The sequence below is a fragment of the Carnimonas nigrificans ATCC BAA-78 genome (assembly GCF_000526695.1).
GTDB lineage: Bacteria > Pseudomonadota > Gammaproteobacteria > Pseudomonadales > Halomonadaceae > Carnimonas > Carnimonas nigrificans.
In genome coordinates, this window is the sequence record NZ_JAGO01000010.1 from 1 (window position 1) to 24,074 (window position 24,074).

Annotated in this window: 25 protein-coding genes and 3 tRNA genes; 14 read left to right on the forward strand and 14 right to left on the reverse strand. The window is 54.9% G+C overall.

The genetic code is table 11. The features are described 5' to 3' along the window. The 4 genes from L881_RS0101215 to L881_RS13685 form a co-directional block, all read left to right on the forward strand. Positions 1-347, forward strand: a 347-nt coding sequence (locus tag L881_RS0101215) for an integrase core domain-containing protein (RefSeq protein WP_025731906.1), incomplete at its 5' end; no start/stop codon positions are given. Between the two features lie 383 nt (positions 348-730). Further along, positions 731-1,099, forward strand: a complete 369-nt coding sequence (locus L881_RS0101225) for a hypothetical protein (RefSeq protein WP_025731908.1) — start codon at positions 731-733, stop codon at positions 1,097-1,099. Positions 1,100-1,109: 10 nt separating this feature from the next. Continuing rightward, complete coding sequence (locus L881_RS0101230; RefSeq protein ID WP_025731909.1) at positions 1,110-1,529, forward strand: secondary thiamine-phosphate synthase enzyme YjbQ; 420 nt, start codon at positions 1,110-1,112, stop codon at positions 1,527-1,529. 52 nt (positions 1,530-1,581) lie between these two features. Then, positions 1,582-1,824 (forward strand): secondary thiamine-phosphate synthase enzyme YjbQ, encoded by a 243-nt coding sequence (locus L881_RS13685; RefSeq protein WP_025731910.1) that lies wholly within the window; start codon positions 1,582-1,584, stop codon positions 1,822-1,824. 80 nt (positions 1,825-1,904) lie between these two features. Here L881_RS13685 and hda read toward each other — a convergent pair whose 3' ends face one another. Next, positions 1,905-2,603, reverse strand: coding sequence for a DnaA regulatory inactivator Hda (gene hda, locus L881_RS0101240; RefSeq protein ID WP_025731911.1), 699 nt, complete (start codon positions 2,601-2,603; stop codon positions 1,905-1,907). Positions 2,604-2,962: 359 nt separating this feature from the next. Here hda and purM point away from each other — a divergent pair, with 359 nt between their 5' ends. Both purM and purN read left to right on the forward strand, forming a co-directional pair. Then, positions 2,963-4,027 (forward strand): phosphoribosylformylglycinamidine cyclo-ligase, encoded by a 1,065-nt coding sequence (gene purM, locus L881_RS0101245; RefSeq protein WP_034578139.1) that lies wholly within the window; start codon positions 2,963-2,965, stop codon positions 4,025-4,027. Further along, entirely contained in the window at positions 4,027-4,740 is a 714-nt protein-coding gene (gene purN / locus L881_RS0101250; RefSeq protein ID WP_025731913.1) for a phosphoribosylglycinamide formyltransferase, read from the forward strand. Before purM ends, purN begins: the two co-directional genes overlap by 1 nt. Before the next feature lie 82 nt (positions 4,741-4,822). On the opposite strand, the gene dcd is transcribed toward purN, so the two are convergent. Together dcd and apbC are read right to left on the reverse strand one after the other, a co-directional pair. Further along, complete coding sequence (gene dcd / locus L881_RS0101255; protein ID WP_025731914.1) at positions 4,823-5,392, reverse strand: dCTP deaminase; 570 nt, start codon at positions 5,390-5,392, stop codon at positions 4,823-4,825. 256 nt (positions 5,393-5,648) lie between these two features. After that, positions 5,649-6,449 carry an iron-sulfur cluster carrier protein ApbC gene (gene apbC / locus L881_RS12590; RefSeq protein WP_156926469.1) on the reverse strand — a complete coding sequence of 267 codons (801 nt, stop codon included), beginning with the start codon at positions 6,447-6,449 and terminating at the stop codon, positions 5,649-5,651. Positions 6,450-6,683: 234 nt separating this feature from the next. Here apbC and metG point away from each other — a divergent pair, with 234 nt between their 5' ends. Genes metG through nth form a run of 3 tightly spaced genes read left to right on the forward strand, consistent with a single transcriptional unit; the run spans position 6,684 to position 10,338 of the window. Then, positions 6,684-8,720 (forward strand): methionine--tRNA ligase, encoded by a 2,037-nt coding sequence (gene metG / locus L881_RS0101265; RefSeq protein ID WP_025731915.1) that lies wholly within the window; start codon positions 6,684-6,686, stop codon positions 8,718-8,720. Positions 8,721-8,724: 4 nt separating this feature from the next. After that, positions 8,725-9,684 (forward strand): RnfABCDGE type electron transport complex subunit B, encoded by a 960-nt coding sequence (locus L881_RS0101270; RefSeq protein ID WP_025731916.1) that lies wholly within the window; start codon positions 8,725-8,727, stop codon positions 9,682-9,684. A gap of 18 nt (positions 9,685-9,702) precedes the next feature. After that, the gene (gene nth, locus L881_RS0101275; protein WP_025731917.1) at positions 9,703-10,338 is read left to right on the forward strand and encodes an endonuclease III; all 636 of its coding nucleotides are present in this window, start codon (positions 9,703-9,705) and stop codon (positions 10,336-10,338) included. Between the two features lie 129 nt (positions 10,339-10,467). Here the strand turns inward: nth and L881_RS13840 are convergent, their stop codons facing one another. From L881_RS13840 to L881_RS0101300, 6 genes are all read right to left on the reverse strand, one after another. Then, positions 10,468-10,899, reverse strand: a complete 432-nt coding sequence (locus tag L881_RS13840) for an ATPase (RefSeq protein ID WP_051464758.1) — start codon at positions 10,897-10,899, stop codon at positions 10,468-10,470. Then, on the reverse strand, positions 10,812-11,054 hold the full coding sequence (locus L881_RS14075; RefSeq protein WP_156926470.1) for a hypothetical protein: 243 nt from the start codon (positions 11,052-11,054) through the stop codon (positions 10,812-10,814). Before L881_RS14075 ends, L881_RS13840 begins: the two co-directional genes overlap by 88 nt. Then, on the reverse strand, positions 11,041-11,304 hold the full coding sequence (locus L881_RS12600; protein WP_025731918.1) for a hypothetical protein: 264 nt from the start codon (positions 11,302-11,304) through the stop codon (positions 11,041-11,043). Before L881_RS12600 ends, L881_RS14075 begins: the two co-directional genes overlap by 14 nt. 185 nt (positions 11,305-11,489) lie before the next feature. Further along, the gene (locus L881_RS0101290; RefSeq protein WP_025731919.1) at positions 11,490-12,914 is read right to left on the reverse strand and encodes an MFS transporter; all 1,425 of its coding nucleotides are present in this window, start codon (positions 12,912-12,914) and stop codon (positions 11,490-11,492) included. Positions 12,915-13,063: 149 nt separating this feature from the next. Continuing rightward, positions 13,064-14,806, reverse strand: a complete 1,743-nt coding sequence (locus L881_RS0101295; protein ID WP_025731920.1) for a SulP family inorganic anion transporter — start codon at positions 14,804-14,806, stop codon at positions 13,064-13,066. Beyond that, positions 14,799-15,107: an HlyU family transcriptional regulator gene (locus L881_RS0101300; RefSeq protein WP_025731921.1), complete on the reverse strand. Its 309-nt coding sequence runs from the start codon at positions 15,105-15,107 to the stop codon at positions 14,799-14,801. Before L881_RS0101300 ends, L881_RS0101295 begins: the two co-directional genes overlap by 8 nt. Before the next feature lie 137 nt (positions 15,108-15,244). Here L881_RS0101300 and rnt point away from each other — a divergent pair, with 137 nt between their 5' ends. Continuing rightward, positions 15,245-15,922 carry a ribonuclease T gene (rnt, locus tag L881_RS0101305; RefSeq protein WP_025731922.1) on the forward strand — a complete coding sequence of 226 codons (678 nt, stop codon included), beginning with the start codon at positions 15,245-15,247 and terminating at the stop codon, positions 15,920-15,922. A 105-nt stretch (positions 15,923-16,027) separates the two neighbouring features. On the opposite strand, the gene grxD is transcribed toward rnt, so the two are convergent. Together grxD and L881_RS0101315 are read right to left on the reverse strand one after the other, a co-directional pair. Further along, complete coding sequence (grxD, locus tag L881_RS0101310) at positions 16,028-16,372, reverse strand: Grx4 family monothiol glutaredoxin (protein ID WP_025731923.1); 345 nt, start codon at positions 16,370-16,372, stop codon at positions 16,028-16,030. A 290-nt stretch (positions 16,373-16,662) separates the two neighbouring features. Beyond that, positions 16,663-16,738, reverse strand: a tRNA-Ala gene (locus L881_RS0101315). 154 nt (positions 16,739-16,892) lie between these two features. On the opposite strand from L881_RS0101315, the gene uvrC reads away from it, so the two are divergent. From uvrC to L881_RS13880, 3 genes are all read left to right on the forward strand, one after another. Further along, entirely contained in the window at positions 16,893-18,749 is a 1,857-nt protein-coding gene (gene uvrC, locus L881_RS0101320; RefSeq protein ID WP_084055355.1) for an excinuclease ABC subunit UvrC, read from the forward strand. A 358-nt stretch (positions 18,750-19,107) separates the two neighbouring features. Then, on the forward strand, positions 19,108-19,656 hold the full coding sequence (gene pgsA / locus L881_RS0101325) for a CDP-diacylglycerol--glycerol-3-phosphate 3-phosphatidyltransferase (protein ID WP_025731925.1): 549 nt from the start codon (positions 19,108-19,110) through the stop codon (positions 19,654-19,656). A gap of 888 nt (positions 19,657-20,544) precedes the next feature. Next, positions 20,545-20,763, forward strand: a complete 219-nt coding sequence (locus L881_RS13880) for a hypothetical protein (protein WP_025731926.1) — start codon at positions 20,545-20,547, stop codon at positions 20,761-20,763. 810 nt (positions 20,764-21,573) lie between these two features. Here the strand turns inward: L881_RS13880 and L881_RS0101335 are convergent. The 3 genes from L881_RS0101335 to L881_RS0101350 all read right to left on the reverse strand — a co-directional run bounded on the left by L881_RS0101335 (position 21,574) and on the right by L881_RS0101350 (position 22,288). Next, positions 21,574-21,647: transfer RNA gene (locus L881_RS0101335), tRNA-Cys, on the reverse strand. 30 nt (positions 21,648-21,677) lie between these two features. Next, a tRNA-Gly gene (locus L881_RS0101340) sits at positions 21,678-21,752 on the reverse strand. 332 nt (positions 21,753-22,084) lie between these two features. Next, positions 22,085-22,288: a hypothetical protein gene (locus tag L881_RS0101350; protein WP_025731927.1), complete on the reverse strand. Its 204-nt coding sequence runs from the start codon at positions 22,286-22,288 to the stop codon at positions 22,085-22,087. 553 nt (positions 22,289-22,841) lie between these two features. Here L881_RS0101350 and L881_RS0101355 point away from each other — a divergent pair. Beyond that, the gene (locus L881_RS0101355) at positions 22,842-24,059 is read left to right on the forward strand and encodes an acetyltransferase domain-containing protein (protein WP_051464759.1); all 1,218 of its coding nucleotides are present in this window, start codon (positions 22,842-22,844) and stop codon (positions 24,057-24,059) included. Positions 24,060-24,074: the final 15 nt, after the last annotated feature.

Genomic DNA, 24,074 nt, shown 5'->3' on the forward strand with positions numbered 1-24,074 from the left:
CGCGTGGAGAGCCACGGAATATCCTGTTTCATTCGGATCAGGGTTGCCAGTACACCAGCCGGGCATTCCGGCAGATGCTCTGGCGCTACCGAATGACACTGAGTCTCAGTCGCCGTGGCAATTGCTGGGACAATGCCCCAACAGAGCGCTTCTTCAGAAGCCTGAAAACGGAATGGATACCAGAGATCGGCTATCCCGATGTTGCTGCGGCGAAGCGATCTGTCACTGATTATATGATCGGTTACTACAGCAGCCTCCGGCCGCACAAGCATAACGATGGGATACCGCCGAATTTGGCAGAAAAGAACTACTGGAATGCTCAAAGCTCGGTGGCCAAAAGCACTTGACCACTACAGTATGGGGCACATGGTACCTTTATTGATCGGAACAAACCTAGCAGCAACAAACAATTGGTCTTTTCGGATAGCAGAGAAGAGCTAATAAAACAGTTCAAAAAGGGTGAAATCGCGTATGCTCAAACACCACTGGGTGCCTGCACAACGGTTGCGCCCTGTGACCAGAAGCTTCTTCGGTCGATGACTTCCTGTCTATCGTGCTCTAGGTCTGTTATCAAACAGAGCAAGCTTGATCGTGTCATTGCTAGGCAACAATTGTTCGTCGACGAGCTGGAAGACACCGCTCCTGATAGCGTAGAGTTTCGCACAGAAAAGGAGGAACTCCGCCATCTCCTCGAATACAAAGAGCGAGTCATGGGCAAGGCAGGTGAACAATGAGTGCATTGAATGATTATTGGGAAGCGTTAAGTAGGCTGAGTTCCAATACGCCGGTCAGGGTTCCCAAGAGCAGCCCCATTAACAAAGATACTGTTGCGCTTGAGGCTGGCCGCAAGCGAGGATCCATCAAGAAATCTCGTACGTCCTTTTCCGAGCTGATTAAGGCTATTGACGATGCGGCTGATAACATCAATCACTCATATCAATCCAATGATAATAGGCTGAAAGCTGAGAAAAGCGCTAAGAACAACTACCGGGAACTCTATCACCAGACTCTTAACCGTGAACTGATGCTTATGGAAAGACTTGTTCAGCTTGAGAAAGAGATTGAGAACCTAAAGAAAGTTGTTCCACTTCGAAAATAGGAGATGGATCATGTGGATGCAGAAAGAAATTACTTTGAAGCCCCGTTCTCGTGGCTTTCACCTGATAACCGATGAGATTGCACAGGCTATCGACGACTTAAATAATATAAAAATAGGCTTACTGAGTGTTTTTATAAAGCATACTTCAGCTTCATTGACGATCAACGAAAATGCCGACCCGACTGTACGAAACGACTTCGAAAGCTTTTTTAATCGTGCAGTGCCTGAAGATGAGCCGTATTACCAACACATATTTGAAGGGAGTGACGACCTTCCCGCACACTTAAAAAGCAGCCTCCTAGGTCCCAGTGTTCAGATCCCTATCTCTGATGGCCGAATGAATATGGGCACCTGGCAAGGTATCTATCTATGTGAACACCGCAACCATGGCGGCAGCCGGCGCATCGTCATTACTGCGCATGGGGAGTGACAGAGATATGGACAAAATCGTATGTGAGGTGTCCATGCGCCAAGGAGTCGATATGGACAGCCAGGAAATCCCTTCTCCCAGTAACCATGGGAAGTACAGGCGTCCATACGACGTCCATCTCAGCCGTAATGACGATATGCCCGCGCATATCAAGGCCAGTCTGCTGGGCACTCAACTGACACTGGCAGTGGAAGATGGCCGTTTGGCGACCGGAACCTGGCAGGGCATCTGGCTGGGCGAGCACCGTGACCATGGCGGCAGCCGTCGGCTGTTGGTAACGTTATTCGGTGAATAGAGGCACTAAGCCTTCTTCTTCTTCGAGAGAGAGAGAGAAGCGAATAAAAGTGCAGAAACAGGCGGCCGGAAGCAGCTTCGCTACCAATCCAGCGCCTGCTTGACGAAAGGGATCGTCAAGCGCCGATGTGCCGAGAGTGATGCGGTATCAAGGCGCTCCAGCTCCGCAAAGAGTGCCGGAAGACGCCGAGGCCCGCGGTGCATGATATAGCGGGCAACTTCATCGGGAAGCTCCATGCCGCGCTGCTGGGCGCGCAGCTTCAACGCCTCGGTGCGCTGCTCATCATCGAGCGGCTGAAGGTGAAAGGTAGCGCCCCAGCCTAGTCGTGACGCAAGGTCCGGCAGTTTGATATCGAGCTGGCGCGGTGCTGCATTGGCCGCGATCACCAGCCGCCTTGAAGCATCACGCATGCGATTGAAGCAGTGAAACAGCCCCTCTTCCCAGCGCTTGCGCCCTACTACGTAGTCAACATCGTCGATCGCCAGCAAATCCAGGCGCTCAAGATCTTCCAGCATTAACGGCGGAAAGTGCCCCAGCTCCTTGAGCGGTAGGTAAAGGATGCGCAGGCCATGGTCGTCAGCCTCGTGACAGACCGCTTGCAGCAGGTGACTTCGCCCCGTCTCGGCACCGCCCCACACATATACCAGCGGTTCCGCTGCCCCTGCGGCCTGTGCTTTAAGCGCCGCCAGCGCGGCCACATTGCTGCCGGGATAGAAGTTGGCAAAGGTAGCATCATCGCGTGGGCCAATACCCAACGGTAGCTGCCAGGGCGAGTTCATGCCGGTCTCCGCAGGCGCTGTTCAAAGGCGCACACGCCCTCTGCCCGCATGGTGGTGGCAGGAGAACAGCAGTCAGGCAGTTGGCGCAAGGCCAGGTGGTGTAGCGTCATCGCATCCTCGCGGCAGCGTTAGTGTTGCAACCTCACCGAGAGGGAAGCGTACAACCCCGCCATAGTACCCAACCACGTCCGGTGACGCGAGACGTGATACGCCAGGGCTAGCCGACTGACCTTGTGCCATGCCATTGCTGGCACGACGATGATATACTCCGCGCAGCCAGTGTTGCCGTACCTGCGCTGGCGTTTGAGCGTTGTTTTCAGCGTGATTCCCCTTTGACCGCAGCCACTTTCGAGAGCGCCATGACTACTTCCGATCCTTCATCTCAGGCTTCCATCAGCTATAAGGATGCTGGTGTCAATATCGACGCCGGCAATGCGCTGGTTGACCGCATCAAGGAGACCGTCAAATGCACCACTCGCCCTGAAGTGCTGGGCGGTCTGGGCGGGTTCGGCGCGCTGTGTGAACTGCCCAGCGGCTACCGCAAGCCGGTGCTGGTATCGGGCACCGATGGCGTAGGCACCAAGCTGCGCGTTGCCATGATGCTCGACCGCCACGACACCATCGGCATTGATCTGGTCGCCATGTGCGTCAATGATCTGGTGGTGGCGGGTGCTGAGCCGCTGTTCTTCCTTGATTACTACGCTACCGGCAAGCTGGATGTCGATATGGCGACCGATGTGGTCAAAGGCATCGGCAGCGGCTGCGAACAGGCCGGCTGCGCGCTGGTAGGTGGCGAAACCGCTGAAATGCCTGGCATGTATGAAGGCAGCGACTACGATCTGGCAGGATTCTGCGTGGGCGTGGTCGAAAAGGATGAAGTCATCGACGGCAGCAAGGTAGCGCCCGGCGACGTGGTACTGGGGCTGGCCTCTTCCGGGCCGCACTCCAACGGTTATTCGCTGATTCGCAAGATTGTCGAACGCGCAGGCGGCGATCTCACCACTGATCTCGACGGCACTCCGCTAAGCGATGCGCTGATGGCGCCTACCCGTATTTACGTCAAACCGCTGCTGTCACTGATCAAGGAGAGCGGTGTAGCAGTACATGCCCTCTCCCACATTACCGGCGGCGGTCTGCTGGAAAACCTGCCGCGAGTGCTGCCCAACAACGCTACTGCCCATATTGATGTCGCACGCTGGCAGCGTCCTGCGGTATTCGACTGGCTGCAACAGCAAGGCAACATTGAGCCGCACGAAATGTACCGCACGCTGAACTGCGGTATTGGCATGGTGGTGGTGGTTCCTGCTGCTGACGCCGACCGCGCCATCGAGCACCTCAAGGCACAGGGTGAAACGGTCTATCGCATTGGCGAAGTACGTGCGCGCCAGGGTGATGAAGAGCAGGTGGCACTGGAGAACCTTTGATGAGCGAAGAGTATACCGGCTTTGAGGCTTCCCCTGCTGAAGCACCACGTATCGTGGTGCTGATTTCAGGCAACGGCAGCAATCTACAGGCCATGATCGAGGCGCAGACCCACGATGAGCTGGGGGGCGAGATTGCCGCAGTAATCTCCAACCGCAGCGATGCCTACGGTCTTGAGCGTGCGCGCGAGGCAGGCATACCGGCCGTCGTGCTGCCGCAGGATGAATACGAGAGCCGCGAAGCCTACGATGGCGCTCTGATCAAGGTCATTGAGCGCCATGAACCCAGTCTGATTGTACTGGCGGGCTTTATGCGCATTCTCAGCCCGATATTCGTCCATCGCTTCTATGGTCGGCTGATCAATATTCACCCATCGCTGCTGCCCGCCTACAAGGGGCTACACACTCACCGCCGCGTGCTGGAAGATGGCGTCGCCACCCACGGGGTTAGCGTCCACTTCGTGAGCGATGAGTTAGATGGCGGCCCCATCATCATGCAGGCCGAAGTTGATGTGGAGAGCAGCGATACCGAACAGACGCTGGCGATCAAGGTGCAGCAGCGCGAGCATCTGATCTACCCCATTGCGGTGCGCTGGGTACTGGAAGGTCGGCTGCGCCTTGAAGGCGACAAGGCCACCTTCGATGGCATTGAACTTAAAGAGGGCGGTATGCGTCTGAGCCACGCCGATGCGCTCAGTGACATCGACGACGCCTGAGCATTGCTGGCATCCAGCCAATGAAATGCCCCGCCGGGTACAAATCCCGGCGGGGCATTTTTTGATCCGAACAGCGTGCGAATTAGGTACGCGGCAACGTAACGCCGCGCTGGCCCTGATACTTGCCGGCACGATCACCGTAGGAGACCTCACACACTTCATCGGATTCGAAGAACAGCATCTGCGCAACACCTTCATTGGCGTAAATCTTGGCGGGCAGATTGGTGGTGTTGGAGAATTCGAGGGTCACGTGCCCTTCCCACTCCGGCTCCAGCGGTGTGACATTCACGATGATGCCGCAGCGCGCATAGGTCGATTTCCCCAGACACACGGTCAACACATTGCGCGGAATACGGAAGTACTCCACGGTGCGCGCCAGAGCGAAGGAGTTGGGCGGAATCACGCACACATCCCCCTTGATATCGACAAAGCTTTTTTCATCGAAATGCTTGGGATCGACCGTCGCCGAGTGAATGTTGGTGAATACCTTGAATTCATCAGCGCAGCGTACATCGTAGCCGTAGCTGGACGTACCGTAGGAGATCAACCGAGCGCCATCGTCGGATTCACGCACCTGCCCCGCTTCATACGGCTCTATCATGCCGTGCTGTTCAGACATGCGCCGGATCCATTTATCGGCTTTGATACTCATCGCGCTGGCTACCTTCATGAAGCAAATAACGAAAATTTATGTGGCGCCATGATAGCGGCAACCTCGCGCCCTGTCGCCCCCTGCCACTTATGTGACGCAACCTGTGCTCCGACCTGGGCAACCGCAGTCGCAGCGCTTATCCTGACCTTCCGATAGCACCGCGACCAGTACCCTGAACCAGCCAAGTATCTTCGGCTTACTTCCCACGGCACGCTCCCCGTCACCCTGAATAGCACAGGACACCCCGTGGCTATTGCTAGCTAAAACCGATGGTCGGCCCTTTCTGCGCCGGGCCTGCCAGCGCTTCTTCGATGGCAGTAGCTGCACTGAAATACTCACGCGCAGCCTCGCCTTCAGGCTCCGCCACCACGCTGGGAGTACCGCCATCGGCATGCTCGCGAATCGACCGTAGCAGTGGCAATCGCCCAATCACGCGGGTGTCGTAGCTTTGCGCAATCTGCTCGCCACCACCTTCACCAAACAGCGCGTCCACATGCCCGCACTCGGAACAGATGTGCGTGCTCATGTTCTCGATAACGCCCAGCACCGGCACGTTGACCTTGCGGAACATCTCAATGCCGCGCCGCGCATCCAGCAGCGCGATATCCTGCGGAGTGGTAACAATCACCGCACCTGCAACCGCTACCTTCTGCGCGAGACTAAGCTGAATATCCCCCGTGCCGGGCGGCATATCAATCAGCAAATAATCAAGCTCGCCCCAGTCGGTCTGATTGAGAAGCTGCATGAAAGCGCCCGCCACCATTGGGCCACGCCAGACCATCGCTGTCTCGACGTCGGTCAGAAACGCCATCGACATGACCTTCAGACCATGAGCTTCAAGAGGCAGCATGGTTTTCTCATCCCGTGCCCGAGGGCGAGTGCCCGGCGCCACGCCCAGCATCTGAGCCTGACTCGGGCCGTAAATATCAGCATCGAGCACGCCCACCCGCTTGCCACCAGCGGCCAGCGCCAGTGCCAGATTGGCCGTGACGGTCGATTTCCCGACGCCGCCCTTGCCCGAGGCGACTGCCACTATCTTCTTCACACCATCAATCATCAACTGCTCCCGAAAACAACGGTTCGCTCGGCGTATCATGGCGAGCACAATGGGCGCAGTATAACGCGCCAGCCCGCCTTCCTCTCAAGCATCCTCCACGAGCAATCGGTAACACCTGCCTACCCTAACTCTCCTTCTCGCGTTAGACTTGTGGTTTCTCTCTTTCCGATACAACCAGAGCTACGCGCAGCGCGCTCCTTGATTGTTTCCGACAGCTACAGCTTCCGAGGCGTCATGTCCACACGCAAGATTCTTGTTACCAGTGCCCTTCCTTACGCTAACGGGGATATTCACCTCGGCCACATGATGGAACACGTCCAGACCGATATCTGGGTGCGCTTCCAAAAAAGCCGCGGCAATACCTGCTACTACGTGTGCGCTGACGACGCCCACGGCACGCCCATTATGCTGCGTGCCGAACAGGAAGGTATTACTCCAGAAGAGCTGATCGACAAGAGCAATCGTGCCCACCAGGCTGACTTCGCGCGCTTCGGTATCGGCTATGACAAGTACTACAGCACGCATTCGCCGGAAAACCGGATGTATGTGGAGCAGATATACACCACGCTCAAGGAAAACGGCCATATCGCCACCCGCGATATTCAGCAGATGTACGACCCTGAAAAGGGCATGTTCCTGGCTGACCGCTTTATCAAGGGCACCTGCCCCAACTGTAAGACCGAAGATCAGTACGGCGACAACTGCGAAGCATGCGGCGCTACCTATACCCCCGCTGACCTGATTGATCCGGTCTCTGCCATTTCCGGTGCGCGTCCGGAAATCCGCAGCTCGACCCACTACTTCTTCAAGCTCCCCGACTTCCAGCCCTTCCTTGAAAAGTGGCTCGCGTCTGGCACCGTCCAGCCGCAAATCGCCAACAAGCTGGGCGAATGGTTCTCGGCGGGCCTCAATGAGTGGGATATCTCCCGCGACGCGCCCTATTTCGGTTTCGAAATTCCTGATGCGCCCGGCAAATACTTCTATGTGTGGGTCGATGCGCCTATCGGCTATTTCGCCAGCCTTAAACAGCTGTGTGATCGTGAAGGCATTGATATCAACGAGTATCTGCGCCCTGACACCGATACCGAGATGCACCACTTCATCGGCAAGGATATCGTCTATTTCCACGCGCTGTTCTGGCCCGCAATGCTGGAAGGGGCCAATTTGCGCAAGCCCACCAGTGTTCACTGTCACGGCTTCTTGACCGTTAATGGTGCCAAGATGTCGAAGTCGCGCGGCACCTTTATCAAGGCCGAAACCTACGCGCGCCATCTCAATCCTGAATATCTGCGCTACTACTTTGCCGCCAAGCTATCGTCACGGCTTGATGACATTGATCTCAATCTTGAGGACTTCACGACTCGCGTCAACTCGGATCTGGTCGGCAAGGTGGTCAATATTGCCAGCCGTTGCGCGGGCTTTATCAAGAAAGGCGGTGGCACCCTTGCCGCGACGCTCAGTGAGCAGGAATTACTCGACCGCGCCATTGCTGCCGGTGACGAGATCGCTGCCGACTTCGAAGCACGCGAATATTCACGCGCGGTGCGTCACATTATGGAGCTGGCGGACGAAGCCAACGCCTACATCGCAGAACAGGCGCCGTGGGCACTGGCCAAGCAGGAAGGCACCGAAGAGCGCGTGCGCGACGTATGCTCGCTGGGCATCAATCTGTTCCGTCAGATCATCACCTATCTGGCCCCGATCATGCCCAAACTCGCCGAGGAGGCACGCCAGTTCCTCAACCTGCCAAGCCTCGACTGGGAGAGCCGCAGGCAGCCCCTCGCCGATCACGCCATCAATCCCTTCAAGCCGCTGCTTCAGCGTATTGACAGCAAGCAGGTCGATGCCATGATCGAGGACTCGAAGGAAGTCGCCGCACAAGAGCTGGAGCTGAAAAACGGAACGGCATCGGCCAACAATGAAGCGAGCGACATCGAGCCCATCGCGGACACCATCGCTTTCGATGACTTCATCAAGGTTGATTTGCGGATTGCGCGTATTGATAGCGCGGAACGGGTAGAAGGCTCCAACAAGCTGCTCAAGCTTAACCTGAACCTTGGCAACGAGACCCGCACCGTATTTTCAGGCATAGCCAAACACTATGCGCCTGAAACGCTTGAAGGTCGCTTGACCGTGATGGTGGCTAATCTGGCGCCACGCAAGATGCGCTTTGGCGTGTCGGAAGGCATGGTGCTGGCTACCGGTGACGATGAAGGCATCTATTTGCTCTCTCCCGACAGCGGTGCGCAGCCGGGTCAGCGAGTCACCTGACCCCATGAGCAGTGCCAACGCTATTCTCGTTGAGCAGATCGACGCCGTGCTGCCACAAACCCAATGCGGCAAATGCGGACATGGTGGCTGCTTGCCCTATGCAGCGGCCATCGCCGAGGGCGAGCCGATCAACAAATGCCCGCCCGGCGGTGAAGCTACTCTGCATACGCTGGCGCAGCTATTGCAGCGGCCCCTCGTGGCCCTGGAACAGCCTGCCGAAATGCCGCAGCTTGCGGTGATTCGTGAAGATGAATGCATCGGCTGCACCAAGTGCATTCAGGCTTGTCCGGTAGATGCCATTGTAGGAGCCGCCAAACAGATGCACGGAGTGCTTGAGGCAGAGTGCACGGGCTGTGAGCTGTGCGTCGCCCCTTGCCCCGTTGACTGCATTGATATTGTCGAACATCCGCAATGGCAGGCAGCGCACAATGAACTCGCTCAGCAGCGTTATCTGAACGCACGTGCAGCCAACGGTAGAGTTCGTCACCGTGCGCGCAACGCCCGCATTGAAGCGCGCAAGGCGGCCCTCGCCAACAAACGCATGGCGCGCTTCAAGCAGCGCTTGGCACCGGAATCCACGCCGGCTCAGCGCCCGCAGGCTCAACCAGCACCGTTTTCTCAAGGCTCATCGCAAGGATCGCCCAGTCGCAACAGCGCGCTGGTTGCACGTCTTCAGCACAAGCTGTCACGCATGGCCGCCGATGATCCCAAACGCGGTGAGCTGGAGCAGCGCCTGGCCGAGATGCAGCATTCTGCCAGCGCAGCGCCTCAGCAGACCCGCCAGCTGAAGATGGCGCTGGCTGCCGCCGAGCAGCGCCGCCGACTGGCCGAGCGCCATGTGCAGCACTGCTACCGTCAGGCTGGCCCTGATGAAATTACCGCTGCCCAGCACGCACTCGAACAGGCCCGCACCACTGAACAAGCGGCACGCACGGCGCTTGAGCAGAGCACTTCCCTTCATTGATTTAGATTTGGCATCGCCATGAACAACGACAAACGCCGTCAGATATTCGAGCGCTTGCGCGCCGATAATCCGCACCCCACCACGGAACTGAACTGGACTTCACCATTCGAACTGCTGGTGGCGGTGGCGCTGTCGGCCCAGTCCACCGACGTAGGCGTCAACAAGGCTACCGCCAAGCTCTTTGCTGTCGCTAATACGCCACAGACGCTGCTGGCGCTTGGGCTGGAAGGCATCAAGGCGCATATCAAAACGCTGGGGCTTTTCAACAACAAGGCGAAGAATCTGGTCGCCATGTGCGAGCAACTGATTCGCGATCATCAGGGAGAAGTGCCCGCTCAGCGCGCAGCACTGGAGGCATTGCCCGGCGTCGGCAGGAAAACGGCTAACGTCATTTTAAATACCGCTTTCGGCGAACCCACGATTGCGGTGGATACCCATATCTTTCGGGTATCAAACCGCACGCGCCTCGCCCCAGGCAAAAATGTTGATGAAGTGGAGCAGAAGCTGATCAAGGTCGTGCCCAGGGAATTCAAGCAGGATGCGCATCACTGGCTGATCCTGCTGGGGCGTTACACCTGCGTTGCGCGCAAGCCGCGCTGCGGTAGCTGCATCATTGAAGATCTGTGCGAATACAAGGAGAAAACCGACCTCTGAGTTCGCAAGCCCCGAAAGGTGTTATTCAATGGGGCTACTCGCCACCTTCCCCGCCACGCAGTGGCGCCCTAGTGTGATCGCGTGCCAAGCGCAGCTCCTCTTCAGCGCTTCCCGCATGGCGAGCTGAATTTATAGAAATTCCGCAGGAATCCACTTTATTGCCCAGTTGGGGAGAGGTGATGCCATTATGGTCGTTTTGTTTTGTACCCTGCGCATCACGAACCGCTTCTGTCGGGAAGAATTGTCCAATATCCAGCAACGGTCCGCCAAATCAATGGCTGCCGCCAGGTTATTCATGCTGGAATTATAACGCCCCGGAAGGAGTTGATCGGGCACGCTATGTCCGCCATCCCGTACTCGCGTCTGTACACGAATGAAAGAGACCATCGCACTATCCAGCCCAATGTAGATAAGGCTGATGCGATACCCAAGGCTTCTGGCTTTTTCCATCAAACGTATTGATGCGTTGCCGCTCAAGGTTGTCTCAACAGCGAAGGACCGATATTCCCCGAGATATTTTTCTCGCTGCAGGATGGCAAGACGGCCCGCGCGACTCTGCACACTGCGCTCATTCCTGTGGCAGGGTCTATCTCAAGTGCAATTTCATCCGGATTAACAATGGCTATATCACCCCACCGTTTGGTGAGGCGAGAAGACAACGTCGTTTTTCCTGCACCATTCGGCCCAGCAATTATCCAGAACTCAGGCCGTTTCATGTCGAAGAGGCAGATGTGCAACTATACGGGTAACGGCACCTTCGGGCGTAAAATCGACACGAACCAGCTCTCTCTTTCCTGATGGGTACTCAAGGATGACATGCCCCTCAGGGGTATCTTCCTCAGTATAGCCAATAGGATCGCCTGCCTTGAGATGCGCCTCTGCCGCAGCAGAATCGGTGCATTCAATAATCTGCTCAGTGGTCAACCTGGAAGATGGCGTTTGATCCTTATGATGAGAGACTGTCATGATTCAAACCTCCAGACTTGATCTTGCCGCATACCCTACCACATGCGGTAATTACACTCGCTAATGCCTTTCTTGATGCACAGGATCAATACACTTATAGCGCAGGATCTCCGAAGACCTGTGCGAATACAAGGAGAAAATCGACCTCTGAGTTCGCAAGCCCCGCCATGTGTTATTCAATGAGGCTACTCGTCATCTTCCCCGCCACGCTGTGGCGTCCTGGTGCGATCGCGTGCCAAACGCAGCTCTTCTTCAGCGCTTCCCTCTTTCAACATCTCCTGCTCACGCTCCCACGCCCAGTCTTCCGCCCTTTCACGCTCGGCGTCCTCAAGGTGCGCTTCCCGTTCATCATGAGCCTGCTGCGTTTCACTCCAGTACTCCTCGGTGCCCGCCCAGCGAGTGGCAACATGGGGAGTCGTCGGCATACTCGGGAAAGGCGCTGCCGGTTCAGGCGCTGACCGCTGCGCACGCCGCCAACTGAAAAAGAGCGCCAGCAAGACGAAGACCAGCCCGGAACCGACGAAGAAGCCGTTATCGCCCAAACGTTCCATCAAAGGAGATATAAGCGGCCCCGCCAGCACCGACCCCAGCGAATTGACGAACAGCATCCCCTGCGCCATGCCTACCATGGCACCAGCAGGAGCGCGGTCCCCCGCGTGGCTAATCGTTACGGGGTAAAGTGCGAAGGCAGCTCCTCCAAACAGGAAAAGTCCCGCCCCCAGCGTCCAGTGGTTGAGCGCCAACAGCGGCAGCAGTGCCGAAAATCCGACCAGAAATGCGGACAGCCAGATCAGCACCCATTGGCGATCGGTGCGATCAGACCAGAGTCCAATGGGGTACTGTAGAATCATGCCCCCCACCACGACCACGGCCATCATGATCCCGACGATACTGCCAGCGCCATCGGCCAGATGATTCAGATACAGGGGCAAGACACTATAGATCGCCCCCATCATGATGCCGGCGCCTAACGCTCCCCCTGAACCGGTAGGCGTAATCCGTGCCAGCTGCCACGGCGGCAGCGGCGTCTGTTGTTCAATCAACGGGGCGCTGCGGGGAATCATGGTGATAGGCACCAGGGAGAGCGCCGCGATCATGGCAGCAAAAATGAACGGTAATTGGGCATCGCTGCCATTCAAGGGCGTATTCAGCGGGCCGATCAACAGTTGCCCTACCGTCATCGCCCCGTAAAAAGCGACCATATAGAAGGCAAGAATACGGCCACGGGTTTTACCGTCGCCCATGCTCAACAGCCAGCTTTCAATGACCAGAAAAGCGCCCGCAGTTGCCCAGCCGCATAACAGGCGCGCCACCAGCCACACATAAAGATCCAGCCATACAGCCTGAATCAATGCCGTTACGGCCACCAGAGCACAAAAACAGGCGTAGGCACGAATATACCCCGCCCTCATCAGCAACCGTTCGTTAATCAGTGCGCCAGCACACAGCCCAGCGTAATAAGCCGCTGAGACATAGCCAATCGTTTGCACCGAATAATCTGCCGCCGACAATCGCAACGGCACTAGCGTGGTAAGAAACCCATTGCCTAGCGCCAGCATGAAAAAGCCAAAAATCGGAGTGCAAATCAGTGCAAACGTGTGTTTCCCCATAAATCACCTTTGAAATTGACAACACTCCCCAGAGTGACTGTTATCGTTTTATTATTCAAGGTAGAGAGAAATACGCGCAGCACCGTTAAAGATAACGGTATAAGAAAGAAGCTGGCGCTTATGTCAAAAAGAAGTGATTCCGGGCGTTGTTATTCCTGTAACGAGCAGGAAGGAGAGGAACATGCGGCGAAATATTGCCATGCTGCTTCCGCCGAAAAGAAGGTACGGGACTGATGGCTGCTCAGAAATAGCGTAGTGCTAAGCTGATCGCGGACGGGAGCACGCAATTCCGCCAACCACAGCGTGATGCCCTGACCTTGCAAGCGTTGATCCAGTCGCTCCAGCGCTTCTAACGCCGCACCATCAATGTAGAGAACGCCTGACATCACCAGCACCACATGCACAACATCACTGCGCTGCGCCAGACGGCTATTCACGAAGCGCTCAAGCGCCCCCATATTGGCAAAATTCAGATCACTGTTCGGGCGTACCATCAGCAAATGGGCGGGAATATCGACCTGGAAACGCTCAGGGTTGCGAAAGCCACCTTCAGGCAAACGGCCAATCTCATCAATATAAGGCTTGCTATTGCGTGCCAGCAGCAGCGCCAGCGACAACCCTACTCCCACGCCAAGCCCCGGCATCACTCCAAACAACAACACCCCGGTGAAGGCTGCCAGCCAGGCACAGCCATCGGCGCGCGAATAACGCCAGCAGCGGATTAATGACGTGAAGTTCATCAATCCAGCCGCTGCCTGAATCACGATAGCGGCCAATACCGCGCGAGGCAGATCAACAAACATATCACTCAGCCACATCATCACCGCGATCAGTGCCAGCGCCGAAAAGAGTGATGAGAGCGGCGTGCGTGCCCCTGCCGCTTCACTGACCGCCGCTCGCCCCAGGCCACTGGTAACGGGAAAGCCCCGGCTCAGCGCTGCCAGTACGTTACATACCCCCAACACCCACAGCTCACGCAATGGATAGGTGGCTTCACGACTACGCGCCGCCAAGGCTTCAGAAACCGACACAGCGCTCACGTAATTCACCAACGCAATACCAAGCGCGGGAAGTAACAAAACACTTACCGCTGACCAGGAGAGCAGCGGCAGCGCCAGTGATGGTAACCCCTCAGGAATACTGCCCACTTTTGCCAGCGGCAGCGACCAGCCCTGCATTACCGCTATTGCCAGCACCATCAAAATGGCAGGCCCACAGCGCCCTATAAGCTGAGCGATGGCACCAGGCACCTTCAATATCAGCAGCGCAGAGGGCAGCCAGCGCTTCACCATCATCAATACTGCCAGCGCCCCAACCCCGCTCAAGGCACTGCCTATTTGAAGTGCGGGCAGCTGCTGCCATACCCCCAGCAATTGCTCGATCAGGTTGCCGCGCACACCTTTGAATCCCAGCCAATCGCCCAGCTGCGAGAGCACGATCATTAGCGCAGAAGCCACCGTGAATCCCTGCATCACCGCCGGACTCACAAAGTCGATCAAACGGCCCAGTCGCAACACATAAAACAGCAGCAGCCAGCCACCTACCAGCAGCGCCAGGGTGCTGGCCGCCGCCGCGAGAAGCTCGGGAGCCAACCCACTTTGCTGCAAGGTACTACCCACCAGTAGCGCAGAAAGGGCCATCGGCCCCATCGACACCACCCGACTACTGCCGAACAGCGCATAGGCCAATAGCGGCAGAACCGCGCTGTATAGCCCCATTTGCGGCGCCAGTCCTGCCAGCCCCGCATAGGCCATGGCCTGCGGCACCAGCAGCGCAGCGATGATTAGCCCCGCCGCCACATCAGCAATACGCTCACTGCGGCTTAACGCGCGCCACCGAGCGATGCCCGGAAAACGACCGGGAGAATCGCCTTCCAACCGCGTCTCAGCCATGCTCAACCGATGCACCAACAAAAATCTGCTCGCCCATATCATCTATATAGCGCGCTGCTTTTTGTTGGGTAAGCTCAATACATCCCTGTAAATCAGACAGCGTATCAGAACGTTCAAACGCCACCTGCTGATAGCCGCCGTCGGGCAGCGCCTTGCGAATCACACCGCTGACGCGATACTGCCCCGCCATCTTTTCAGGCGCGGCGATAATGTCATGCCCCTTATGCTCTATGGCTGACGCCGCTTTTGCCGTTGTCGCGTTATCGGAATTGCCTAGCCATGAAAACCATCGCTTGATCACGTTATCTCCTGTTATTGAATGATGGAGAAGCCATTTGCTATCACGGGAAGCGAAGGACGCCAACGCTTACTCAATGATAAGATAACCGCCATCACTCGTTATCGCCGATTACGCGATACTAAGCAATGGAGTTCTGCATGACACAAGTGAGCGTGGCAACCATGATGAGCCAGCGCTTTCGTGGCTACCTGCCCGTCGTTATCGACGTGGAAACCGGCGGATTCAATCCTCGTCAGGATGCCCTTCTCGAAATCGGCGCCACCCTGCTCACCATGGATGAGCAAGGCCAGCTTGTGCCCGACCAACAGTTCAGCGCCCATATTACGCCGTTTGAAGGGGCCAACGTCGAGCAGTCAGCGCTCGACTTCACCGGTATCCGGCTCGACAGCCCGCTGCGCCAGCAGGCTGCCGTTAGCGAGTCAGACGCACTGGGCGAGCTATTCAAACAGGTACGCAAGGCGATTAAATCCCACGACTGCACGCGCGCTATTCTGGTTGGCCATAACGCCGCGTTCGATCACGGCTTTCTGAATGCGGCAATTGAGCGTTGCGTTATCAAGCGCAACCCCTTCCACCCATTCTCAAGCCTTGATACAGCCTCACTATCAGCGCTCGCCTATGGGCAAACCGTACTGGCGCGCGCGTGTCAGGCCGCCGGCATCCCCTTCGATCAGCAAAATGCCCATAGCGCAGGTTACGACGCCGAGCGCACAGCGACTCTATTCTGCTCCATCATTAATCGCTATCGCGATCTGGGGGGCTGGGAACTCACTCTGCGTGAGCAAGCCATGGAAGCACGCGAAGAAGAAGAGTAAGCCGCGCCGCCTGCCAGCATTGGTAATAATGCTCCACAAAGAAGGCCACCCGAGCAGATCGAGTGGCCTTCTTCTTTATCACTAAGTGAATAGCGGGCTGATCGCCTAGCTATCGCCCTCTTCAGTAGCATTTGCGGCTGCGGCTTCCTTGAGCAGCGGCTCCAGCTCACCGTTTTGATACATTTCAATCACGATATCGGCACCGCCTACCAGCTCACCGTTGACCCATAGCTGCGGGAAGGTAGGCCAGTTGGCAAAGGTTTTCAGCTCAGTACGAATATCCGGATTTTCCAGAATATTGACGAAAGCAAAGCGCTCACCGCACGCCATCACGGCCTGAACCGTTTGCGCCGAGAAACCGCACTGAGGAAACTGCGGTGTGCCTTTCATATAAAGCAGAATCGAATTCTCGCTGATCTGCTGCTTGATCGTATCAATGGTCGAGCTCATGGTTGAAATCCTTTACAGGTTGCCTGGCGCTTTCCAAGAAAATCGCCTACTGACTGGAGACGCAGCACTACCACGTCTCATCCTATGCCGTTAAGGATGAGGCGTGTTCGACCAGCTTTCAAGGCAAAAGGCTTTTTAAACGAAATTTGGGGTGGGAAAGGTGGCATTTCTACTTCAGACACCAGTAGCAAGAAGAACCCTGAAAAGGCGGTCTAGCAGAAAACTGCCATAAGCCTCTGACAATAGGCACAAAAAAAGGAGATCATATTTCTATGATCTCCCTTCAAATTTGGTGGAGCCTAGCGGGATCGAACCGCTGACCTCCTGCGTGCAAGGCAGGCGCTCTCCCAGCTGAGCTAAGGCCCCTTAGGTGGTGCATACTTTATTACCAATACCTTGAAAGGTCAAGAATTTTTTACGCCGAGTCGATCACTCCCCTTCTTAATCGAGTCGCGTGGTTTGATAAACTACAGGTTGACCTCATATCCGTCACATCGCTGCTTAACGCCCGGGGCTTCTTTTGGCATCTACTTCTGAAACCAATCGTCAGCATGAACACTTCAACGCCAGCGCTTTCCTGAAGCACATTCAGCAAGCGCCGGGGGTATATGTCATGCACAACGAGCAGCAAGAGATCATCTATGTTGGCAAGGCCAAGCGGTTGCGCGCGCGTTTATCGAGCTATTTCAGAGCGACCGGCCTGAATGTAAAAACGCAGGCGCTGGTGCGTCATATTCGTGATATTCAGGTCACTTACACCAACAATGAAACCGAAGCGCTGATTCTTGAACAGACGCTGATCAAGGCGCACCGTCCGCCTTACAATATTCTGCTGCGCGATGATAAATCCTACCCTTATATCTATCTCAGCGACAAACACCCTTACCCGGCACTGGAGTTTCGCCGTGCGCGGCAAAAGCGCAGCGATGGCCGCTATTTTGGCCCTTTCACCAGTTCGCTGGCGGTACGTGAGAGCCTGTCGCTGATACAGAAGATATTCCGCTTGCGCAATTGCAAGGACAGCTTCTTCGCCAATCGCTCCCGCCCCTGCCTGCAATACCAGATTGGCCGCTGTAGTGCGCCTTGTGTCGATCTGATTAGCCGCGAGGAGTATCGCCGCGATCTTGATAACGCCACCAAATGTCTGGAAGGCAAGAGCGAAGAGGTCACTACCCAGCTTAGCCGCGACATGGAAGCCGCCGCCGCAGCGATGGAGTTCGAGAAAGCGGCGTGGCTACGTGACCAGATTCAGCAGTTACGCCAGTTACAAACCCAGCAGACGATGGAAGTTCAGGAGGGTGACGCCGATATATTCGCTTACGTGCAGCGGCCTGGCGGCTTCGTTATTACGCTGATGGCGGTGCGTCAGGGGCGCGTGATGGGCAGCCAGCACTTCACCCCGCGCAACGGGTTGGATGTTAACCAGAGCGAACTTCTGGGCGGCACCATCGCACAGTATTACATAGGCGGCGAGCGCAAGATTCCCCACGAAATCATCACCAGTGAACCAGTCGATGACAGCAGTACCCTGCAACAGGCGCTGAGTGCGCAAGCCGGCCGTGCCGTACGTTTAACTGACCAGGTGCGCGGCCATCGGGCGCAGTGGAAGCAGCTAGCGATAACCAACGCCAACCAGCACCTTGCCTCTGAACTCGCCAATCAGCAGCGTATTATGGAGCGCTTTATCGCGCTGCGCGATCTGCTTCATCTTGATGAAGTACCGACACGGCTTGAATGCTTCGATATCAGTCATAGCCACGGTGAGGCAACAGTGGCGTCATGCGTGGTGTTTGATCAGAACGGCCCGCTGAAGTCCGATTACCGCCGCTTTAATATCGAAGGAGTGGCGGCCGGCGATGATTACGCCGCCATGCGTCAGGCGCTCCAGCGCCGCTATCAGCGCATTGTCTCGGAAGATGCCAAGCGCCCCGACCTGCTGGTGATCGACGGTGGTAAAGGACAGCTAAACATGGCCCGCGAGGTATTGGCAGACATTGAAGGTATCGGTCCGCTGAAGATAATGGGCGTTGCCAAGGGCGTTACCCGCAAGGCGGGGCTGGAAACACTGTACCTTGAAACGCCTGACCATAGCATTGAGGTAGATGCGACCTCCCCTGCACTGCACCTGCTGCAACATATACGCGATGAATCCCACCGGTTTGCCATTACCGGCCATCGCCAGCGTCGTGACAAGGCGCGCCGCACCTCGACATTGCAGGAAATAGAGGGTGTAGGCCCCAAACGGCGCCGCGAATTGCTACGTTATTTCGGGGGATTGCAAGGCGTCAAAGAGGCCAGCCGTGATGATCTTGCCAAGGTGCCGGGCGTTAGTGCACGGCTTGCCAGCCAAATTCACGCAGCGCTGCATGGGCACTAAACCATAAAGGCCTTCCGGTCATCCGTCAGAGACGTTTACAGCCCTCGATAAAACATTGATTTCGAACATCAGCGACAGCGGGTGATACTTAAGATAAGGTTGTTATCAAGGATTCAGCGATTAGCGTTTCCAGTCGGCTTTCCCTAAAATGAGAATGAAGGATCGCTTTTAGGCCAAATACGCTACGAAATATCGGCACCGATTGTCTTGCCAGGCGCTTATACAGGTATCGCCAGGTCTCTGACAGCTGCCGTATAGCGGATCGCAGTTAGCCTTTTCACCGAACATAGAGCTCTTTAGTAGGCTTTTTCGCTTAGGCGCCGCAGAGCGTCTGCAATGCGTAAGGAACTTCCCAGAAATGAATATTCCCAACATTCTGACGCTGGTTAGGGTCGTTTTTATCCCGCTTCTTGTCATTGCGTTCTACCTGCCGCCTCCGATGAGCTACTCACTGGCCGCTATTTTGTTTGGCGCCGCCTCCGTTACCGATTGGTTCGATGGTTTTCTGGCACGCCGCTGGAACCAGAGCACCCCCTTCGGTGCCTTCCTCGACCCGGTCGCCGACAAACTCATCGTCGCTGTTGCTCTCGCGTTGTTGATTGAACGCTACGCTGATATCTGGATGACGCTTCCCGCGCTCGTCATTATCGGACGTGAAATCGTTATTTCAGCGCTACGCGAATGGATGGCAGAACTCGGCAAACGCGCCAATGTCGCCGTCTCCTCCATCGGCAAGCTCAAAACCGCACTGCAAATGTTCTCCATCTTCCTGCTGCTCGGCGCCCCACTGGACTCCGGCCTCGCCCTCGCCGCCGGCCTGATGCTTTATGCCGCCGCCTTGCTGACGCTATGGTCAATGTTCCAATATTTACGCGCCGCCTGGCCCGAACTGGTTCGGGATTTGTAGAAACAGATTCCCATCGGGGCAAACAGCCCCGATGGGGATCGTGAGTTTACGCTAGGGGGGAAGGTGGGCTGATATTGAATAGCACACGCTAGCCACTCAAATGGTACTAGCCCAACCACTTCTAGACTGCCTATGCGGCAGCGCACCATGACCGGCCTTGAGCCGGTTTTTTTGTGCCCTTTCTGAGCAGCCTGTGCGGCAGCGAACGCTTCACGTCGTCAAACAGCGCCTCTGAGACATTTCTGAGCTACCTGCGCGGCAGCGAACGTTGACCGCCTGCGTGAGTGCTGCAGAGCGATTTTCTAAGCTGCCTGCGCGGCAGCGCACATAAACAAAAGCCCCGGCGACTGTGGAGGTCATTTCTAAGCCGTCTGTGCGGCAGCGAACAGGATCGGAGCGCTGAATAATTATCGCGGGAATTTTCTAAGCTGCCTATACGGCAGCGCACGGCCCAACTGCGGGAATGGTTGGAGGTTCTACTTTCTGAGCTGCCTATACGACAGCGCACGAGCAAGACTGGGAGAATCGAGCGTCAGAGCTTTTCTGAGCTGCCTTACGGCAGCGCACAACTCAAAGCAAGAGCAACCTTTTGATTATTAAATAAAAGCTCTGCATTCAGCATCTCTCCCCTTTTCCTATCATTCAACTAACTTATTGATACTAAAGGCGCTTGAGCAATTAATGGGAAAAGGGTCGCCGAGAAAAAATGTTAGCAATGTATTTAAACTCTACAAGTCATAGCGGAAATCAATCAATATATCGCTGCTCAAAGGGGATTCATCAACGCTACCAGCACTGGAGACAGATTCTTGCGATAAAAAAAAGCCCGGCTAAAAAGCCGGGCCATAACAGGGATCATTGCAAGGGAACACTATGTGAGACGCCAGGATGCGTCGGAAGTTCCCCAATGATCTTAAATTGTTCGCTGCTGTCGCTGACAAGAGCAATATCAGCTCAGCAAGCTGGAATATGGTGCGGGCGGCGGGACTTGAACCCGCACGATCTTACGATCGAGAGATTTTCTTACCGGCTACGGCTTTCGCCGCCATTATCGCGATGAACGATCATGTTTGTGGTCTGGACTATCCCTTCATCATGGCCGCATAGCGACGTTAGATGCTGCCCGTCTAGTCTCTACACCTTCCCTGCCATCAATAGGTTTAGGGCTTGGCTCGGGATTGGCATCAGCCAGCGGCTATTAGCTTTCCCCGAATTTGAGCAGTTCTACATCCAGCGTTTCCACCGGTGCACTCAAGTTGTGGTTTAAGTCTCTTGTGTCTACCGATTCCACCACGCCCGCTTGAGTCGTCGACTATTGTGGACAAATTTATTCGCCACGTCTAGCGCTACCTTTCTCAACACGTTGATTTTTATCGGGATCAACCCACGCCTTTCAGCCCCTTAACGACGTCATATATGTTCAGGGCCATACCAAGTGCGGGTTAACTGCTATTAGCTGCTCTCCAAGAAGGCTACACACAGCCCAGCTCCCATCATAAAAAGATAAGCCAGACCATCATCCAACCCCACTCTAGCGAAGCGCTTATTACACTACACGGCCACCGCCTATAATATCACGCTCGAAGTAGGCAAAGCGTCAGCGAGAGAACACCCCGCAGGACTAAGCGCTGATATGCAGTGAGAGCACTTGCCAGCACGGAAAATAACGGTGCAGATCACTTAGTAATGCCATCCGCCCTATCACGGATAACAAACGGATAGCCTTTATAGCTATTGGTTGAAGGGCTGGTATTGAATATCACATCGCTTCACGGGAGGCTGGAAGCCATAGTCACTACATTGGCATCATCGCAAAGACGAGCTATTCGGTAAGAAGCAAAATTTCTGGAGGAAAAATAAATCCAAGCTTTCGAATGAGAGCTGGAATCAGATAATACAAGGAGGGAATTCCTGAAGTGGAGGCTGGAGTCGGAATCGAACCGGCGTACACGGAGTTGCAGTCCGCTGCATAACCACTCTGCCATCCAGCCTCACGATCTTTTCAAGATCAGCATACACATTGGAGCGGGAAAGGAGATTCGAACTCCCGACCCTCGCCTTGGCAAGGCGATGCTCTACCACTGAGCTATTCCCGCTTGTGTACGAGGGCGAATTATACGGACTGGAGAGACATTGTCAACCGAAGTCGTTGCTTTGTGAGGAAAATATCTGTCTTCAGCTTTAACCTGCCAACAGCGACTCAGAACAGAGCGCTCCTGTGCGAGAGTGCCTGTTAGACCCGGCTATTCGAAGGTCCAGGCAAGGTGTTCACGGAAATTCAGCCTATTTTAAACAAGATATACCCCTTGAGACTGCCCAACAGATTAATGACAGCAGTGCTGCCGCCCTTGGACGGCAGCAGCTCCAGCATATACCACTGCTTTTATCATGCTTAACGGAATGACATCGGACTAACTCAGGCTCTTACCTATTTTTTGACCCACCCTTTGCCCGCCATGCAGTTATCAAAGGTTTCATCATTATCAGCCTGCTTCTGCATGACCTGGCATTGCGCGGTATCACTGCTTTTATCCTGAGAGGTGGCATCAGGCTTGACCCATTCACTGCCGCCGCAGGCAGAAAGCACGCACACGGAGAGAAGCCCAATAATCGAAAGCCCTAAATGTTTCATGTATAAGCCTCACTAAAGCAAGTTGACCTAATGTTGAGCCTATGAATAAGCCGCGACTGCTGCATACGAACTACAGTCTATCTCCAAGGCCACATGCAAACTACTGCATTGCTGTATAAGTTTGTAATGAGCGGAAATTGTTAAAATTAACTTAAATAATCACACATATCAGTCGCTCGAAGATGAGGCAAATATCTCATAGGTATGTAACAACTATATGTTTGTATAACAACATAGATGATCGCTGAGGGGAACGCATCATTTTCATCATCATGCTTCCACCGAGTTAACCCAGCATATGCGTGGCTCCATCCAACATTCTGGTACCAACAAGGCCCGAGCTTCAGCCAAAAATACGCCGAGCAGCACAAGCGTGGAGTAACCGAAAATGTCGTGAACATTCGTGGGTGGAAAATAGAAAACAAAATGTTATATAGTTTCATTTTTAGCAGTAAAACTCACAGTGAGCGGTACTCCCTGATCCTCCAACGTCATCAACGCACACACGTAATAATTTTTAATATCAATAACTTACCTGAGCTTTAGATACCCCATGTCTGATTCAATTTCGGCAAAAGCGGCTCCTTCCGAGCCACTGGCTCCTAAAAAGGCCACGCAATTCTCACAGCGACTGAAGTCGATAGATGCGCTGAGGGGCCTGGTGATGATCTTCATGTTGCTGGACCATGTTCGGGAAACCTTTTTCCTGCATGCTCAGGTAGCGGACCCAATGGTCGTAGATGAAACGCCGCCTGAGTTGTTCTTTAGCCGTATGCTTAGTCATTTGTGCGCACCGGTTTTTGTCTTTCTTACAGGGCTTTCTGCCTGGCTATTTTCAATCAAAGCGGGCAATGGGCGTGCAGCGGTATCAACATTTTTACTCAAAAGAGGAATTTTTCTGGTTTTCCTAGAAGTCTCTCTGGTAAGTTTCGCGTGGACATTTGAATTTCCGCCCAGCACTCTCTATTTACAAGTCATCTGGGCCATTGGCTTAAGCATGATCGCGCTCTCTGCCATGGTATGGCTACCACGTACTGTGTTGATAATTATTGGTACCCTGATTGTCGCAGGTCATAATTTACTTGATGGTCTGCACTTCCCCATGGATCATATTTTTCATGTTCCCTGGGCCATCCTTCATGATCGTAGTGTGCTCGATATAGCCAGCGTTATAAAACTGCGCACGTCTTACCCCGTACTTCCCTGGATTGGCGTTATCGCGCTCGGTTATGCGGCTGGGCCCCTTTTTACTCAAAGGGTTAACACCGCGCAGCGCCAAAAGGTGTTATGGATTAGCGGCTGGTCACTCATTCTCGGTTTTATTCTATTACGCATGGTCAACGTCTATGGAGACTCTCCCTGGGCGATGCACAGCTCAGTTATGGAAACAGTGATGAGTTTCTTCAACATCACCAAATATCCACCATCACTACTGTTTATCATGCTGACGCTAGGTATTGGGCTACTCCTGCTCCGCTGGTTTGAAAAATTGCAGAATACCCACTCATTTGGTTTGCCATTGCCGCAGCTGATTACCTTTGGGGCTGCTCCCATGTTTTTCTATCTGTTCCACCTTTATATGCTGAAGTTGCTATATATTGCGGCTGTCGCTATTTGGGGACTTAACCAGGGGAAGTATTTCGGTTTTGATTCCACCTGGGCAGTTTGGCTAACAACTATCTTATTGGCGGTGTTTTTTTACTATCCAGTACGCACCTTCGCATCATTTAAGGCGCGTCGTCGGGATATTGCCTGGCTTAAGTATCTGTAAAATAACGTGATGCGA